This window comes from Moorena sp. SIO4A1, assembly GCF_010672065.1.
Classification (GTDB): domain Bacteria; phylum Cyanobacteriota; class Cyanobacteriia; order Cyanobacteriales; family Coleofasciculaceae; genus Moorena.
Genome location: NZ_JAAHHX010000002.1, coordinates 204,233 through 220,902, shown reverse-complemented (window position 1 = coordinate 220,902; position 16,670 = coordinate 204,233). Strand labels below are relative to the sequence as shown.

Here is a 16,670-nt window from a genome sequence, read left to right as displayed (position 1 = left end):
ATGTTTTTAGGAAGCAGGGAGTAGGGAGCAGGGAGAAGGGAGCAGGCAAGAGGCAAGAGGCAAGAGGCAAGAGGCAATAGTGAAACAATCCTGTGTAACTCAGGTGCGACCTGTGGTGAATTTAATTCTTAATGGGTCAAGCGCACCTAATAGTTAGGAAAAACGCTGTATAACTATAGCAATCCGTGTAATAATTGTGATAATTTTGGTTTCCTGTTGCCTACTCCCTACTCCCTGTTCCCTGTTCCCTATTCCCTATTCCCTGTTCCCTTTCCTATAAACCATACTTTGACGTGCTTTAATCAAAAACTGATTAGCTGCTTCATAATCCGGACGTTCTGGCAAATTAGTGTTGGCAAAAGCAGCATCAAACTCTTGATGTAAACTCAATCGCCAAGCAGTAACCTCCTGCCATGGCATTTCATCCCGACGGATGGCTAGGAGTTGTTGCCGATACTCCTCAACTTTCACTGGTACAAACCCCTCTTTCAAGACTGTGATCCCTGAGAGCAATAAACGGATTAAGTGCATAGCATGTTTTAATCGAACTGCTCCTTTAGTCCGAAAATCTTGCTCCATTTTCTTAAATTGGGACATCACATACCCATTATAGGTTTGGTAAACCAACTTAGACAGAAAAATATCTCGAATAGCTAGCAATTCCTTGGCTAGGGGAGTGGCTGTTTCCACTAGTGGTGTGTAGAGACATTCCAACACATTTGGATTAGCTTTCAGTGCCAAAATGATAAACTTTTGCAGCTCCCAGTAGCACTCCTGAGTCTCGTGGTTTTCTAACTGTTCCGGAATTCCATACAAAGACCAGTGAACCACAGCTGGTGGCAGGTAAATACCCCGTCTGTCTGTATCAGAGTTTTCATCATCCAGACCAAATGCTCTCGACCCTACTACACAGCGGTAGATAACATGATCATATAAATTTAACTCTGTGAGTAAGTCTTCCGAGAGCTGTAACCCTTCTTTTTGGAAGTGTTTACGAATACTAAATTCATGGCGAGTCAAGGAAAAGAAGTAGCAATGATAAGTGAGTTCTTTTGGAATTGGTTGCGCCGTGTACTTGGAGACTTGTTCGCACGGTGCTTTGGGGACGAAGCGGGAGCAATCCCGCTGACTTACCCGATTTACCCTTAATAAAAATCTCCCCACCTCCCCATATTCCCCTCCTGGGAGGGGTTAGGGGTGGGTTCCCACCTCCCCATCTCCCCATCTCCCCACACCTCCCACCCTTTCCTTAATTATGGGTATTCAACCAGACTTGATATAACCCATGATCTAGAGCGGAATATTGATAGGTATAGCCCACAATTTATTTCTGACAGAGAGTGGACATCTTGGCGAGTTTTGTTAAACCGTTAACCTTTAGAGTTCCGCTAGCTTTAGCAGCACATCCCAGAGCAAAGGAATTTCAACAACACCAAGCTAATCTGACTAAAGCGAAACAGGTTTATTTCAATACTCTGGCAGTGTATGCAGTTAACTTTTACTTGCGGTGTATGGGATTTGAGACAAACTTAGAGGAAAGCGACAGTTGGAACCCAGTGATGCAAACCCTGATGGATGTTGCGGATCTGACTGTGAAAAATCATGGTAAGTTGGAGTGTAGACTTGTTTTACCTGAGGCTAAGTGTGTCAAAGTTCCAGCAGCAGTCTGGCAGGAACGAATTGGTTATGTGGCGGTGGAGCTTGATCAAGCATTGGAGGAGGCAACTCTGCTAGGATTTATTGATACAGTGGTAACAGAAGAATTACCCCTCAACCAATTGCGAACCCTGAAAGAGTTACCGCCACACATTAGAGAGTATCGGCAATGTCCTAAATCCCAGGCAGGGGCAAAGCAGTCGAGCCATAGTCATGCTCTCAAACCCAAGGTCTTCTGTCCCGATGCTTCACCCTCCAACACTATGGAAACAGACTCTAGCCAACAACAGCAACCACAAAGCCAGACAGCAGTAGTGCGATTAAGCCAGTGGTTAGACAATAGTTTTGATGCAGATTGGAAGACTGTGGAAACTATCTTACAGCCAGCACCGGAGCCTTGGCTGGATTTGAGAAGTTTCCCCTTTGACCAACCTAGTAAAGGATTGCATACTACCGTGGGAGTAAAACGAGGTAAACTACTCGGTTCGGAAATCGCCTGGGGTGGTGAGAAGGTGGCTTTATTTGTAGAGCTACATCCAACGGACTCACCGAAAATGAATATATTCATTGAACTTTATCCTCGTGGTGATAGAGACCGTCTTCCCAAGAATCTACAGATTATGGTGCTGGATCACGAGGGAATTGCGGTGATTCAAACCCAAGCTAGAGAGACGGAAAATATTAAGTTGCAAGTAAGTGGTGAACCGAGAGAACGTTTTAGCATTAAGTTAGTTTTGAATGATGTCAGTATTACGGAAAATTTTTTAATCTAAAGTTAGCGGCGATTGCGCTACCGGTATGCTTCGTAAACCCAGCCTTGTATTAATCCGATTATTAATTAGATATAATATTACTATAGCAGTTGTCTAGATTTTGGCTTATAGGAAGTAGGGGTAATAAAGGGGATTTGGTATTATTATAGGAAAGCCCGAGTAAGTAGGGCTAGTTTTTTAGTGAGAAACTGACTCAGGGAAAGCATCGTCTATAAATCCATCGCTATTGCATAAAATTTCTTAATCAGAAGTAAGGGGTAATGGGGAATATTTTTATCGATTACGTAAGCATTCAGCAGTCAGCAGTCAGCAGTCAGCCAAGGCCAAAGGCCTTTGAGCCATGCACGCTACGCCCATGATGGGTGATAGCACCTCAAGTAGCGTGGCACAGGCTTTGGCCTTGGCCTTTAGGCCACGCGGGGCGCGTTTGGCCACGCTGTGCGAACGACGCTGGGGCGCATAATCTGATAGCTGATAGCTGATAGCTCAATACTTACTCGATTACTAATACTTAATACCTAATAAATAATTACCAAAAATGGGAAAGTTAGTTGTCCTGAGTCTAGATGATGATTCCCAGCAGCAGGGGTTTCAGGTACGCTTAGAAATTGGTGAAGAAGGGTCACGCCCAACGCTGGAAATGACAGGTTACTTGCCTGCAGATTCAGAACTCACTACTTACTTACAAGACCATTGGCGCGAAAAATATCGGAGCCTAGGTTCACCCGCGAGAATCCAGCCCGGAAAAATTATCTATGGTGGTTCCATTAACCAAAAGCTCAAGGAATGTGGGGATTCAGCCCATGAGTTAGGTAATAGACTAAAACGATGGCTGGATTCTGAACAGTTTCGTCCCATTGATAAGCGATTACGGGAAGAGTTAAACCCAGAGGAAACCATTCGGGTGCTGATTCGCACGGAAAATACCCAGTTACAAAAGCTGCCTTGGCATCTGTGGGATTTTTTTGAGCGTTACCCCAAGGCTGAATTTGCTCTGAGTGGAAAACAGTTTAAGCGACCCGAAGGCTCTGCACCTACCGGGAAATCTAAAGTTAAAATTTTAGCAATTTTAGGTCATAGTGCTGGTATTAATATTAAGGCAGATCGACAACTGCTGGAGAATTTATCTCATGCAGAAACCGTCTTTTTAGTGAAGCCCAAACATCACGAAATTAATGACCAGTTATGGGAGCAACCTTGGGATATTATCTTTTTCGCAGGACATAGTGAGACAGAGGGGGAAACGGGTCGAATTTATATTAATCCTACTGATAGCTTAACCATTGATGAACTGTGGTATGCCCTCAAAAAAGCCGTGGCCCAGGGCTTAAAACTGGCAATTTTTAATTCTTGTGATGGGTTGGGATTGGCACGGAAACTCCATGATTTGCAAATTCCCCAAATGATTATAATGCGGGAGTTGGTGCCAGATCAGGTCGCTCAAAAATTTTTGAAGTATTTTTTGAACGGGTTTGCTAATGGTAAGTCTTTATATCTGGCAACGCGGGAAGCACGGGAGAAATTGCAGGGGTTGGAGCGTCAGTTTCCCTGCGCCAGTTGGTTGCCAGTAATTTACCAGAATCTAGGACAAGAACCCCCAGCTTGGGAAGATTTGTACCAAGAGTCAGAAATACCATCAGAAATACCATCAGAAATACCATCGGAAACACCATCACAAACACCATCACAAACACCATCGGTCTCTTCTAAAGGCAAGTGGCGTAGTGTCCAGAGAGTGCTGCTATCTAGCATAGTGGTCACTAGCTTGGTAATGGGAGTGCGATCGCTTGGCCTATTGCAGCCCTGGGAACTGCAAGGGTTTGACCAGTTGATGCGGCTGCGACCCCATGAAGGACCAGATCAGCGACTGTTATTAGTCACAATCACTGAAGAGGATGTGCAGTCTCAACCTAAGGAAGAAAGAAGAGCCGCCTCCTTATCGGATCGTTCCTTAGCCAAACTGCTGGCAAAGCTGGAGCAGTATCAACCGAGAGCTATTGGTTTGGATATTTATCGGGAGAATCCTGTGGGAGGGGAATACCAGGATTTAGCGACTCGGATGCAAACTAGTGATCACTTTTTTGCCATCTGCCAATACGGAGACCCAGGAGTTTCCCCACCTCCAGAAGTCCCAGAGGTTCGCCAAGGCTTTAATAATGTTTTACTCGACCCCGATCGCATTATCCGTCGCCATTTGTTGGCTGTAGGGTCACCATCTCCTTGTCAGAGCTACTACTCATTTAATGTCCAGTTGGCAACACGTTATCTGGCTGATCTAGGAATCCAGTTGGAGGTGACAGAAAATTACTTAAAGCTTGGCACTACAGTTTTTAAGACCCTAGAAAAGGATTCTGGTGGATATCACAATCTAGACTCTCGTGGTCAGCAACTATTACTGAATTATCGAGCTTCCGGTCAAATTGCTGAGACCGTTTCCCTTGCAGAGGTTTTTAGGGATCAGTTCAATCCTGACTTAGTCAGGAATCGCATTGTGATCATCGGTACCATTGCGCCTAGTTTTAATGATAATTTTTGGCGCACACCCTACAGTGGTGGTCAGTGGTCTGTTGAGACCATGAGTGGGATAGAAATTCAGGCACAGATGATCAGTCACATCCTCAGTGCAGTGCTGGATAACCGACCGTTGATTTGGTGGTGGTCTGAGCCTGGTGAAGCGCTCTGGATTTGGTGCTGGGCTGCGCTCGGGGGTACGGTTGCTGGAAACTTTAACGTGCTGCGTTCCGTCCTGTTGGGTACTGGAACTGCTGTGGTTGTTTTATATGGAAGTTGCTGGGTTTTGCTTATAGTAACAGGTGGTTGGGTGCCATTAATTTCCGCTACTATAGCATTGGTGGCTACTGGTGTGGTCGTTTACTGTCGTTTAGAGAAGAGATCATAGTAATTGACTCGTAATTAGTAATTAGTCTTTTGTGATCTACATTAAGTCTCTTGCTAGTTACAAATGACCAATGAATAATGATACCAAATTACTTTTGATAACCCCCCTTTAGCCGCGACTTATTATAGTGGTTGATGCTATAATAAATTGGGCTAATTATAATATAATAAAAAAAATTTGTCTGCCCATACTGACTAAAAATGGGATTATTAACCCGGATTTGGTATGACTAATTACTAATAACTAATCACAACACTTGACCGGATTTTTATCTGGAAGTTGTGATATACAGGGGTGTTTATCTGAATCCATCAATTGGATATATCAGGTAAACATCTATCGATGTTGATCTGAATTTTGAGTTATGATGTTAACTAAATTATTTCGGCTTAAATACCTATTTGCCTCTAATTTAGTCTTTGTTGGCTGGATCAGCTGTTTCTTGGTCTCCCGAGTAGAGGCTGATCAATCCATCAATCTTGGGCAAGTACCAATTTACTTTATCCAACCCAATCCCAAACCCCCAGACAATGGGACTCCTTCTGCTCCCCACGGTACTGGAACCCGTGGTGATTGCCTATACAAGCCGGAGCTTCCACTACTGACTCCTTTAGTAGGTGGTTATAATTTGGATTTAAGCGTAAGTGATTATCCAACCTTTTGGATATATCTACCTTACACCTCAGAGGATGCACCGTCGGGAGAATTTTCCTTGCAGGATGAGGATGGGGAAAACGATATTTACCGAGAATCTGTTAAGCTACCAGACCAGCCAGGCATTGTTAGTATTACGCTTCCTAAGACAGAAAATCCCTTGGAAGTTGGTCAAACCTATCGCTGGAATCTAGAGATCAATTGCCCTTCTACGGAATTATCCAATGAATTACCAACTCCAGCGTCTGTGACAGGACTAGTTCGCCGAGTTGCCCAGTCTAAAGACTTAGAAAGGGAGTTAAATGGGGCTAATACTCCTCTAGAGAGAATTGCAGCTTATGGCAAGCATCACATATGGTATGATACCCTAACTGAGCTAGCTGAATTACGGCTGCAAGATCCACAAAATATGAATCTTGAAACTGCTTGGATTAAGCTATTGACTGATCAAAGTTTCGTAGAAACAATTTCTAAAACAAACATTTTGGGTAACCTTCAGTAAATTATAGCGGTGCTCGTTTTAGAAGTTAGAAGTTAGAAGTTAGAAGTTAGAAGTTAGAATTATAACAGACAACCTACCCTACACCGAATACGGGGCGAACAACATTTAACCTCTCAACCTGCAACATTCAACCTGCAACATTCAACCTGCAACATTCAACATTCAACCTCTAATATTCAACCTTTAACTTAAACATACTGGAATTCACAGCCAATTCCCAACCAAAATAAATGGTGCCCAAATATGAGGACGATGGTAGTCTGTGCTGGGATATTTCTTCTTCAGAAACGCTAATTGAGCATTTCGCAGGGCTTCGGCTTTAGTCAACTGTGAATTATTTAACTGTTGGTAGAACTGATTCATAAATTCGGCTGTAGAGGCATCATTAACTTGCCACAAGGTGGCTAGGGTACTGCGTGCTCCTGCTCTAATCGCTATCCCAGCTAGTCCTAAAGCGGCTCGTTTGTCCCCAGTAGCAGTCTGACAAGCACTCAGCAACAACAGTTCAATGGGGGTGGTGCCACTGGAGTCACTCATCCGTAGTAAGTTATCTAAATCCTTGACTTTGATGCGTTCATCCCAGTCTAGGATAAATGTTTGCTCTGGGTTGGAACTGAACTGGCCGTGAGTGGCAATATGAACAACATTGAAAGACGCTGCTGTTAGTTGATTTTGCAGGTTTTCTTTGATAAATTCTTGATTTTCCAGTTTCTGACTACGGTTGACCTGTTCCCCAATTTTGGTTAACTCGAATCCTACGTTATCGATTGGTCCTAAACCTTCTTTTTTAAAGCTGGGAGCGTTAGTAGCTCCAGCAATTAGGGCTGTTAGCTGTTGCCGTGGCAATGGTTTGGGGTCCACTAACTGTAAGCCAGGGGTCACAGCTACAGCATACCGTTCTATTAAATACTGTTTGCCATCATAAAGGGCTGCTACAGGAACATTTCGTAATGACCCATCTAGAACAAATACTAGGGTTTTTATTGGGCTTTGGTCTGCCTCAGGGTTACTCTCTAGTTCTTCTTCAAAGGGTCTGATTAGCCAGTCATAAATTTGTTGGGATTCTTTTTTGACTTTGCTAATACTAGTGCTACGTCTTCTTAGGAAATTCCTGAACTTTTTGACCGCTTCGTCTACTTGAGCTTCTGATATGTTATGATGGATATAGTAACGCAAGTTATCTGGTTCAGGCAATTTGAGGATTACCGCTAAGCCGTCTTTTAAGATAATCGGGTAAATGACCGCTGCTGTAGGGTCTAAATTATCAATGTTGACCTTTTCTGGCTTGGCGCAGGCGTCTCGAAAGAAGTTGTCGATTTCAGCAAGCTGGAGTGCTTCAATAGCATCACGGGCTTGTTTGAGATTATCGTTACTTGGTTGAGGAGAACGCAATAGTAAATCAACTAACTGTCGATAAACCGGTTCTACTTGTTCTCGGAAGGAAAACTGGATGTCAGGATTGAGAGTAACTAAATCACTCCGTAAATTCGTTAAGGTATTAGAGGCTTGGGTATAATAAGCGATCGCATTCTGGATCAGGTCGCTTACTGTTTCACTATCACCATTTCTGGTTTTAGTGGCTTGTTCGGCTTCAGCCTTAAGTATACGTCCCATTTGCCACTGCCACTGATAAGCAATATCTGGTGCATTAATCCCTTGGGCAATCAGAAGCGCTGACTTGGTAAAGGTTATGGCATTTGACGAATCTTTAGTTTGTTCAAACCAGTTACCAAGGGTGCCCAGGGCATAGGATTCTGCTCGTTTGTCTTCTAGGGTTTTAGCTTGCTCAATGGCTGTGTTGAGTAGTTGAGCAATGTCTTGGGAATTGGGAATTGGTGTGGGAATTGGTTTGGTAATTTGCGTACGCAATTTTCGATTTCTGATCTTGATCAGACTTTGAGCGAAATTTACGTGGGCGTAAACTGATGCTCTACTGGATGGTAATTTAGTTAGCAATGTCTGGATTTGTGGCAACAACGCTTGAACAGATTTCTCCTGGTCTGTTTCGATGAGTAAACTTAGCTGATTCAATTGTGCTTGAATTTGGGTGATAGGTGAGGTGGTGGTTGCTGCTGCTTGTTGATAGTGAGTTATCGCCTCTTGGATATGCTGCTGGAATGCTTTGTTATTATTCAAGTCTTTTGCTCTTGTGGCTAAGGCTCGCTCAGTATTACCTAAACTCAGTAACACTTGACTCTGGGATTCTGGAGATTTTATTCGTTGTGCGACTGTCCAACTTTTGGTTAAGGTCTGTTTAGATTGCTTTAAATCCCCTGCTTGTCGAAACACATTACCAAGATTGTGTAAGCCAATAGCTTTTAGAGGAGAATCCGGTTGTGCCAGCAGGGTTTGTCTTACCTGAGTCAATAGCTTCTTGGCTCGACGGTAAAGTCCCAAAGACTGCATCGCTTGGGCTTGATTAATCTGGCTACCAAGCACACCAACCCGATCATTGGCTTTAGCATACAGTGCTTCAGCATTTTGCCAGGTGTTCAGGGCAGCTTCAGCATTTCCCTGTACCAATTGCAAACGCCCTTGAGTGTTCAACACTTTAGCCAATACTCCCTCACCGCCCCTGGATACAGTTTCTAGCAACGACAAACTGGAGTCAATGGCTGCTTGGGCTTTATCCCATTCCCCAAGTTGCTGAGTGACTAAGGACAGCAAACACAGGGCTTGGGCTTGGTTGAGGATATCTCCTGTGGCTTGATAAGCTTGTGCCGCCTGCTGCAATACTCGTGCAGCATCAGAATATTGTCCAGCATCGTAATATTGTTTGCCTTTTTCCAGCAGCAGGTAGTGCTTCGTGCTTCCTGCTTGCTGTTGTGTCTTGCTTACTGTTGCGTTCTGCTCACTGTTATTGAGTGCTAATAGGTCAGTGCTGATAGTTGAGTGCTGATGGCTGACTGCTGATGGCTGAGTGCTGATGACTGAGTGCTGATGGGCAGCATAGAAGGGTAGTGCGTGTACACCACGGCTTAAGATTAGCCCCAACAAGGTCATTAAAATAAACTGAATTAGGCGCTTCATTTATGGCAGTTCTCAATTCGGTTAGGTACACAGTCCCGGGTTTTTAGGGAACAGGGAACAGGGAACAGGGAACAGGGAGCAGGGAGCAGGGAGCAGGGAGCAGGGAAAAGCGATCGCACAGCTTCCCCCTTGTTAAGGGGGACGGGAGGGGGATCTATCTTGTTAAGGGGGACGGGAGGGGGATCTATCTTGTTAAGAGGGACGGGAGGAGGATCTATCCTCTGGCTTCCCCCTTGTTAAGGGGGACGGGAGGGGGATCTATCTTGTTAAGAGGGACGGGAGGAGGATCTATCCTCTGGCTTCCCCCTTGTTAAGGGGGACGGGAGGAGGATCTATCCTCTGGCTTCCCCAGAAAACTCACCGCAGCTACTTAAAGGTTTGGTGAAGCATCGGACAATCTACTTGATGTAACCACGTACCCTTCGGAGTCACTATGACTGGATGGGCGGTGAGAATTACCTCCCCGTTGGCACCGATAACCCAGCCTTGGGCTTCTACAATTTGTTTAGGTTTAGGGTTATTGGTCTGTGGTTGATTAATCTGTAGTTGATGCTGCCTTGACCTTGACCGACGTTTTCTGATCCTAGTTTGAGGTTGCTCAGTGATACGCCAATCGTCCCATGTAGCATTGGGGTTCAGGGTTTCGTTAGGAGAAATCGGTAAGCCACCACGACCTGTGGCAATAAATTCACTGCCCTCACCGGCAGCACAGAGGTTTTTTTCAATTAGTTGAGAGACATCAATGACATCGCTTGGCAATTCCGACAACCCTCGGCTGGGGTCAATTTGAGGTGCATTGATGTTGACGGTACCATCTACACCAAACTCAGAGCTAGCGGTAATGTCACTGAGGGGAGTGAGGTTTTCTCGGAACTCTAGCCCAATGATACCTTGGGTGGTGATGTTGATATTGCCGCCATTGCCTTCAAAAGCATTAGCAGTAATGTCGCTATTTTCTTGACGAATGCCTATGATAAAGGGAGCATTAATCGTAATATTGCCGCCGTTTCCACCAGCTTGAGCAGTACCTGCGGTAGTGGATATTTTACTCTCCCGTCGCAAGAACAACAACTCGTCAATGGTTAAGGTAATATTGCCCCCTTGGTTGCTAGCCGTTTCTGCGGATAGCTCTGCTTGATTATTAAGGGTGAGTGTGCCTGCCTGAAGCTCAATATTGCCCCCTTTTCCGGTGCCTTGGCTATCTACAGCTATCTTGGCTCCATCCCGAATGGTGACAGTTCTGGGGTCAACGAAAATATTGCCACCATCGCCGCTAGAACCGGACGTGGTGTTGGCAAACAGCCCACTTCCAGTTCCAGCTAAAGTAATATCATCTCGTACTTCCAGAGTAATATCACCAGCCTGGTTAGTACCTTCGGTGGTGGTTCTGACGTTGCCACCGTCGGTAGCCTCAAACCGATTGGCCTCAATTATTTCAATGTTGCCACCCTTACCACCAGAAGTTGTAGTGGCTGACACCTGTGAGTCTCCCTGGATGGTCACTTGCTTAGCCTGAAGGGTGATGTTACCGGCATCTCCATCACCAGCAGTGCTGGAAGTTATTTCAGATTCATTGGTTAAGGTAAGCGATCGCGTTTTTAGATCAATATCCCCACCATTACCAACTGCACCAGGGTTTACTGCTGTGGATATGGAACTATTCCGATTAAGGTCAACCTGTTGAGCCTCTTGTATTTTGATTTGACCGGCATCCCCTTTCCCAGAAGTGCTGGCAGTTATTTGAGAGTCATTAGTTAAGGTAAGCGATCGCGTTTTTAGATCAATATTACCGGCTTTTTCAGCATCTGCTCCAGAGTTTACTGCTGTGGATATGGAACTATTCCGATTAAGGTTAACCTGTTGAGCCTCTTGTATGAAGATACTACCAGCATCGCCCTGAGCATCAGTACTAGCAGTTATTTGAGATTGATTTAATTTTAGCGTCCGCGTTTTTAGATCAATATCCCCACCATTACCAACTGCACCAGGGTTTACTGCTGTGGATATCGAACTCTTCCGATCAAGGTTAACCTGTTCAGCCTCTTGTATTGTGATACTACCGGCATCCCCTATCCCAGAGGTGCTGGCAGTTATGTTAGAGTCATTGTTTAAGGTAAGCGATCGCGTTTTTAGATCAATATTGCTAGCTTTTTCGGCAACTGCACCTTCCTTAATCTCTGTAGATATCGAACTATTCCGATTAAGGTCAACCTGTTGAGCATCCCGCACTTGGACTTGACCGGCATCGCCCTGAGCATCAGTACTAGCAGCAGTTATTTGAGATTGATTTAATTTTAGCGTCCGCGTTTTTAGATCAATATTCCCACCATCGCCAACTGCACCAGGGTTTACTGCTGTGGATATCGAACTCTTCCGATTAAGGTTAACCTCCTCTGCGTCTGGGATGGTGATACTACCGGCATCTCCGGTACCGGCAGTACTCGCTTCAATTTGCGACTGATTGTCCAGGGATAAAGACTTGGTTTCAATCTCGACATTCCCACCATTGCCAACTGCTCCAGTATTGACTGCTGTGGATATGGAACTGTTCCGATCAAGGTTAACCTGTTGAGCCTCTTGTATGGTGATACTACCGGCATTCCCTATCCCAGAGGTGCTGGCAGTTATGTCAGAGTCATTGGTTAAAGTAAGCGATCGCGTTTTTAGATCAATATTGCTAGCTTTTTCGGCAACTGCACCTTCCTTAATCTCTGTAGATATCGAACTATTCCGATTAAGGTTAACCTCCTCGGCATCTGGGATGGTGATACTACCTGCATTTCCGTTACCGGCAGTACTCGCTTCAATTTGCGACTGATTGTCCAGGGATAGAGACTTGGTTTCAATCTCGACATTCCCACCATTGCCCTCTGCTCCAGTATTTACTGCTGTGGATATGGAACTATTCCGATTCAGGTCAACCTGTTGAGCCTCTTGTATGGTGATACTACCGGCATTCCCTATCCCAGAGGTGCTGGCAGTTATGTCAGAGTCATTGTTTAAAGTAAGCGATCGCGTTTTAATATCAATATTGCTGTCAATATCAATATTGTTGTCTTTTTGGACAATTGCACCTTTCTTCACCTCTGTAGAGATCGAACTATTCCGATTAAGGGAAACTTCCTCTGCGTCTGGGATTTTGATACTACCGGCATTTCCGTTACCGGCAGTACTCGCTTCAATTTGCGACTGATTGTCCAGGGATAGAGACTTGGTTTCAATCTCGACATTCCCACCATTGCCCTCTGCACCAAAGTTTACTGCTGTCGATATGGAACTATTCCGATTCAGGTCAACCTGTTGAGCCTCTTGTATGGTGATACTACCGGCATTCCCTATCCCAGAGGTGCTGGCAGTTATGTCAGAGTCATTGTTTAAAGTAAGCGATCGCGTTTTAATCGCAATATTGCTGTCTTTTTGGGCAACTGCACCAGTATTTACTGCTGTGGATATCGAACTATTCCGATCAAGGTTAACCTCCTGGGCATCTGGGATTGTGATACTACCTGCATCTCCGGTACCGGCAGTACTTGCTTCAATTTCCGAGGTGTTATCTAGAGATAGAGACTTGGTTTCAATATCGACATCCCCACCATTGCCAACTGCACCAGGGTTTACTGCTGTGGATATCGAACTATTGAGATCAAGGTTAACCTGTTGAGCATCTTTTATAAAGATACTACCTGCATTCCCAAGCCCAGATGTGCTGGCAGTTATTTGAGAGTCATTGTTTAAAGTAAGCGATCGCGTTTTAATATCAATCTTACCCACTTCCTCCCCTGGGCTAGGGTTTACCTTTGCACCAGCCCTTACCTCCGTTGAAATTGAGCTGTTGTCGGCAAGCTCGACAGAGTCAGCATTCTCAACAACAATGCTTCCAGAAGTTCCTGTACCAGAGGTAAATGCAGAAATCTGTCCTTGATCCTGGAGTGTCAGCTCTGGAGTATTAATCGTGATCGTTCCACCAGCCCCAGCGCCTTCAGTCTCTGCTAACAGTCCGCTATTGAGATTTGCGATCAGCACCCTGTTATCGATATTCAGGGTAATGTCACCAGCCCCACCTTCCCCAAAGGCAGTGGTGCGAAGTTGTCCACCAGTAGTAATTTCGAGAGTATTAACATCAATAGTTATCGTTCCACCGATGCCTTGACCTTCGGTAGAACTCAATACAACTGCCCCATCCCCAACAATCAAATTTTCTGTATCAATGTTAATATTCCCAGCATCGCCAAGTTCATTTGTAAAATTTTCAATGTCAATGAATTGAGAGTTAGCGAATATACCACTAGGAACTACAGTATTCTGATCATCGACAGCAGTACCAACTAACTCGACTAAGTCCGAAGCAATGGTTATATTGGCTCCCGTACCACTATTTCCTGTTGCTGCGCCAATTCTGGAGCCATCACGTACTAACAGTTGCTCGGTGTTAATCGTTAAGTCCCCAGCATTCCCTGAACCAATGGTATCAGAAGCAATCACCGCTCCATCCCCGAGAGTCAATGTGGGTGTTTTGACCTCCAACTTACCTGCCTGAGATGAGTTCAAGGTACCGGTAGCCAAAGCCGCCTTACCAGACAATGTCACTGACTCAGTAGCATTTATGGTTAAATTTCCCCCATCCCCTGGGTTTTCTAGGCTTCTGGCAACAGTTCCTGTGGTTACTCCAGCTCCATTCTGAATTGTTAAACGTTGGGTATTAATGGTTAAGTCCCCTCCCTGACCACTACCTACAGTAGCAGTCGTCAACCCCGTGGGAATATCTCTGATAGCCAAGGCTAACCGTTCGTTAGGAGTAGGGGTAAATGGACCCGTTTCGTTGCCAACAATTTCTACCGACTCAGCGTTAACAGTTAAATTTCCACTCTTGCCACGACTACCACCTAAAGCGATAGTAGTAGCTCCAGCATAACTAGGTGATTCTTGATTCTGTGATGCTTGGTTTTGGATACTCAAAGTTCTGGTGTCAATAGTTAAGTCCCCAGAATTCCCTGGTCCAATTGTAACCGTTGCCAAGCCAGACCCCTCGAAACCTAGGAGCTGTTCTACCAAGTCTGAATTGGTAAACTCGTTGACCAAATTCCCTAAATTTTTGAAGCCTGACCCTTCTCTATTAATTAATGTCACTGACTCAGGGGCATTGACAATTAAATTTCCTCCTACACCTGCCCCAGTTGTAACAGTAACAACACCAGAGTCATCCAGCAAAAAGTTGCTACCGCTGTTGAGGGTGATATTACCACCCACTATTCCAGCAGAAGCAATGAAAGAACCTGGATTGAGGGTGATGTTCTCATTGGCCAAAAACGTGACATCACCCCCATTGCCAGAGAAAGGGTTAGACGCATCATTATTTGGAATAGCAATGGTATTTACTATACCGTTGAGAGTAATGCTACCGCGAGAATCGATAGTAACTGATCCTCCCTTGGATACTTCGCCGTTCTGAATGGCTAGATTTGGCGCTAAAAAATCTAGAGTAGCTGAAACTTCAATATCTCCTGCTAGTAAGGGATTAGGCTTGTACTGATTGGTTAGTAAAACGGTTCCTGCCAACAGATCATTGAGATTAGTAAAAGCGATAGTGCCGATTTTAATATCTGCACTCGTAGCACTATCTGTAATAGTGGGTCTGCCAAAAAAGATATTCCCATTGAAAATGTCACGGAATTGCTTGCCTGTAAGTCCACGGGGATCAACTTGATTCGGATCTACTCCAGCACGAATATCAAGAGTCGGTTCAGTCTGACCGTTAATATTCACTACTGTGCCATTAGATAAGGTAATGGCTTCGGAAATAAAGTCTATTCCTTCTGTACCTGTTTCTGAGCCTGTAATGATCACAGAGCCGATCTCTACCGCTCCCCCTGCCACAATATGTAGGGAGGTGCCTAGATAGCTGTTGAAACTAACATCCCCAACTGAGCGAATAATCGGGTCATCGGGACTAAATAAATCTCCGAGACTGCCATCGAGCTGTTCAATCCGGAAACTGCCACCACTCCAATAGTGGGCATCACCTGCGACAGTATTTTGCGATCGCAAAACCAGATCCCCACCGGAAAACAGACCACTGTCTGGATGGTTCAAGGCAAATATATCCACCCCTTGATTGCCCTGAATCAATAACTTACCGCCAGCAGCGGCAATAAATGGTCGCCCGATACTATCGCGTATTTGAACTGTATCTTCTCCATGGAGTGTCACATCTCCTCCAGCAATTAGTTGACCTTGTAAGTCAAGATTGCCAGCAGCTAGGGTTAGGTCTTGCCCGACTACTAAATAACCACCGTTAGTGATTATGGGTTTGGGGTGATTCAAGCCATACTGCAATCCCGGAGTAATATTAATACTCAATAAAGGGGGGGCTTGTGGATTGGTGGCACTGAATTCTGTACCGTTGTTGAACACTAAACTATTGGCTGTACTGGCGACAAAGGAACCTGCCACATCTAACCTGGCATTCTGGCCAAACACGATGCCATTGGGATTGAGTAAAAACAGATTCGCTCCACCATCGACACCAAGAGTGCCTAGAATGTTGGAGATATTACTCCCGGTCACCCGAGAGAGAATGTTCTCGATTCCGGCTGGATTGGCAAAGTAAACCCGCTGTAGCTGACCAACATTAAAATCTTGAAAGCTGTGGAACAGGTTACTACCTCGCGCTGCTCCCCCTTCAATCAAGTCCCCTGGCTCTCCCCTAATACTTAGATTTGGTGTTACCACTGAAGATTCATTACCCAAAGTTTGATCAGGGCTAATCTGGGCTAGGGCATAATTTCCCGAAAAAGCCATCACCATCCATCCCACTAGGGTTATGGCTCCCTCAGTTAAGGGCAATATCCCTAGCCCTCTGGTTGAGGGCTTACTTTGCTGATTATTCATCTGTCCGCCTCTGCACAACTAGCTAGTTGTCTGGAGTACCTATAGCAGTCAAGGAACTTTACCTCTAGATTATTATTTATTTTCCAGGGAAAGCCAGGCAGTTTACGGAATTTTTAGGTTATTTTTAACAAAAATTTACGAAAATCGTGCGGATTGATAGTTTCGGTTTTTGATCTCTGAAACCGTTGGTATAGGGGTTATAAATGATATGTAAACTGTAATGGTCTTTTTTTTTTCTCCAATAAAACTCCGGAGCTCTTGCCTTTTG

Annotated in this window: 8 protein-coding genes; 4 read left to right on the top strand and 4 right to left on the bottom strand. The window is 44.8% G+C overall.

The window, feature by feature from the left end:
• Positions 1-255: 255 nt before the first annotated feature.
• A complete protein-coding gene (locus tag F6K53_RS01835) occupies positions 256-1,164 on the bottom strand; it encodes a nucleotidyltransferase domain-containing protein (protein WP_293079775.1) in 909 nt (302 codons plus the stop codon).
• A gap of 185 nt (positions 1,165-1,349) precedes the next feature.
• Here F6K53_RS01835 and F6K53_RS01830 point away from each other — a divergent pair, with 185 nt between their 5' ends.
• The 4 genes from F6K53_RS01830 (at position 1,350) to F6K53_RS01815 (ending at position 6,484) form a co-directional block, all read left to right on the top strand.
• Entirely contained in the window at positions 1,350-2,429 is a 1,080-nt protein-coding gene (locus F6K53_RS01830; protein ID WP_293030006.1) for a DUF1822 family protein, read from the top strand.
• Positions 2,430-2,769: 340 nt separating this feature from the next.
• Positions 2,770-2,892 (top strand): hypothetical protein, encoded by a 123-nt coding sequence (locus F6K53_RS01825; protein WP_293030003.1) that lies wholly within the window; start codon positions 2,770-2,772, stop codon positions 2,890-2,892.
• Between the two features lie 75 nt (positions 2,893-2,967).
• Complete coding sequence (locus F6K53_RS01820) at positions 2,968-5,328, top strand: CHASE2 domain-containing protein (protein ID WP_293030000.1); 2,361 nt, start codon at positions 2,968-2,970, stop codon at positions 5,326-5,328.
• Between the two features lie 364 nt (positions 5,329-5,692).
• Positions 5,693-6,484: a DUF928 domain-containing protein gene (locus F6K53_RS01815; RefSeq protein ID WP_293029997.1), complete on the top strand. Its 792-nt coding sequence runs from the start codon at positions 5,693-5,695 to the stop codon at positions 6,482-6,484.
• A 204-nt stretch (positions 6,485-6,688) separates the two neighbouring features.
• Here F6K53_RS01815 and F6K53_RS01810 read toward each other — a convergent pair whose 3' ends face one another.
• The 3 genes from F6K53_RS01810 to F6K53_RS01800 all read right to left on the bottom strand — a co-directional run bounded on the left by F6K53_RS01810 (position 6,689) and on the right by F6K53_RS01800 (position 16,402).
• Positions 6,689-9,514: a CHAT domain-containing protein gene (locus F6K53_RS01810; protein ID WP_293070533.1), complete on the bottom strand. Its 2,826-nt coding sequence runs from the start codon at positions 9,512-9,514 to the stop codon at positions 6,689-6,691.
• Entirely contained in the window at positions 9,511-9,633 is a 123-nt protein-coding gene (locus F6K53_RS01805) for a hypothetical protein (protein ID WP_293019598.1), read from the bottom strand. Before F6K53_RS01805 ends, F6K53_RS01810 begins: the two co-directional genes overlap by 4 nt.
• A 247-nt stretch (positions 9,634-9,880) precedes the next feature.
• Entirely contained in the window at positions 9,881-16,402 is a 6,522-nt protein-coding gene (locus F6K53_RS01800; protein WP_293079772.1) for a filamentous hemagglutinin N-terminal domain-containing protein, read from the bottom strand.
• Positions 16,403-16,670 lie beyond the last annotated feature (268 nt).

Coding starts and splice junctions, on each gene's coding strand:
- F6K53_RS01825 (WP_293030003.1), top strand. CDS start 2,770: ATGCACGCTACGCCCATGATGGGTGATAGCACCTCAAGTAGCGTGGCA.
- F6K53_RS01820 (WP_293030000.1), top strand. CDS start 2,968: ATGGGAAAGTTAGTTGTCCTGAGTCTAGATGATGATTCCCAGCAGCAG.
- F6K53_RS01815 (WP_293029997.1), top strand. CDS start 5,693: ATGATGTTAACTAAATTATTTCGGCTTAAATACCTATTTGCCTCTAAT.
- F6K53_RS01810 (WP_293070533.1), bottom strand. CDS start 9,514: ATGAAGCGCCTAATTCAGTTTATTTTAATGACCTTGTTGGGGCTAATC.
- F6K53_RS01800 (WP_293079772.1), bottom strand. CDS start 16,402: ATGAATAATCAGCAAAGTAAGCCCTCAACCAGAGGGCTAGGGATATTG.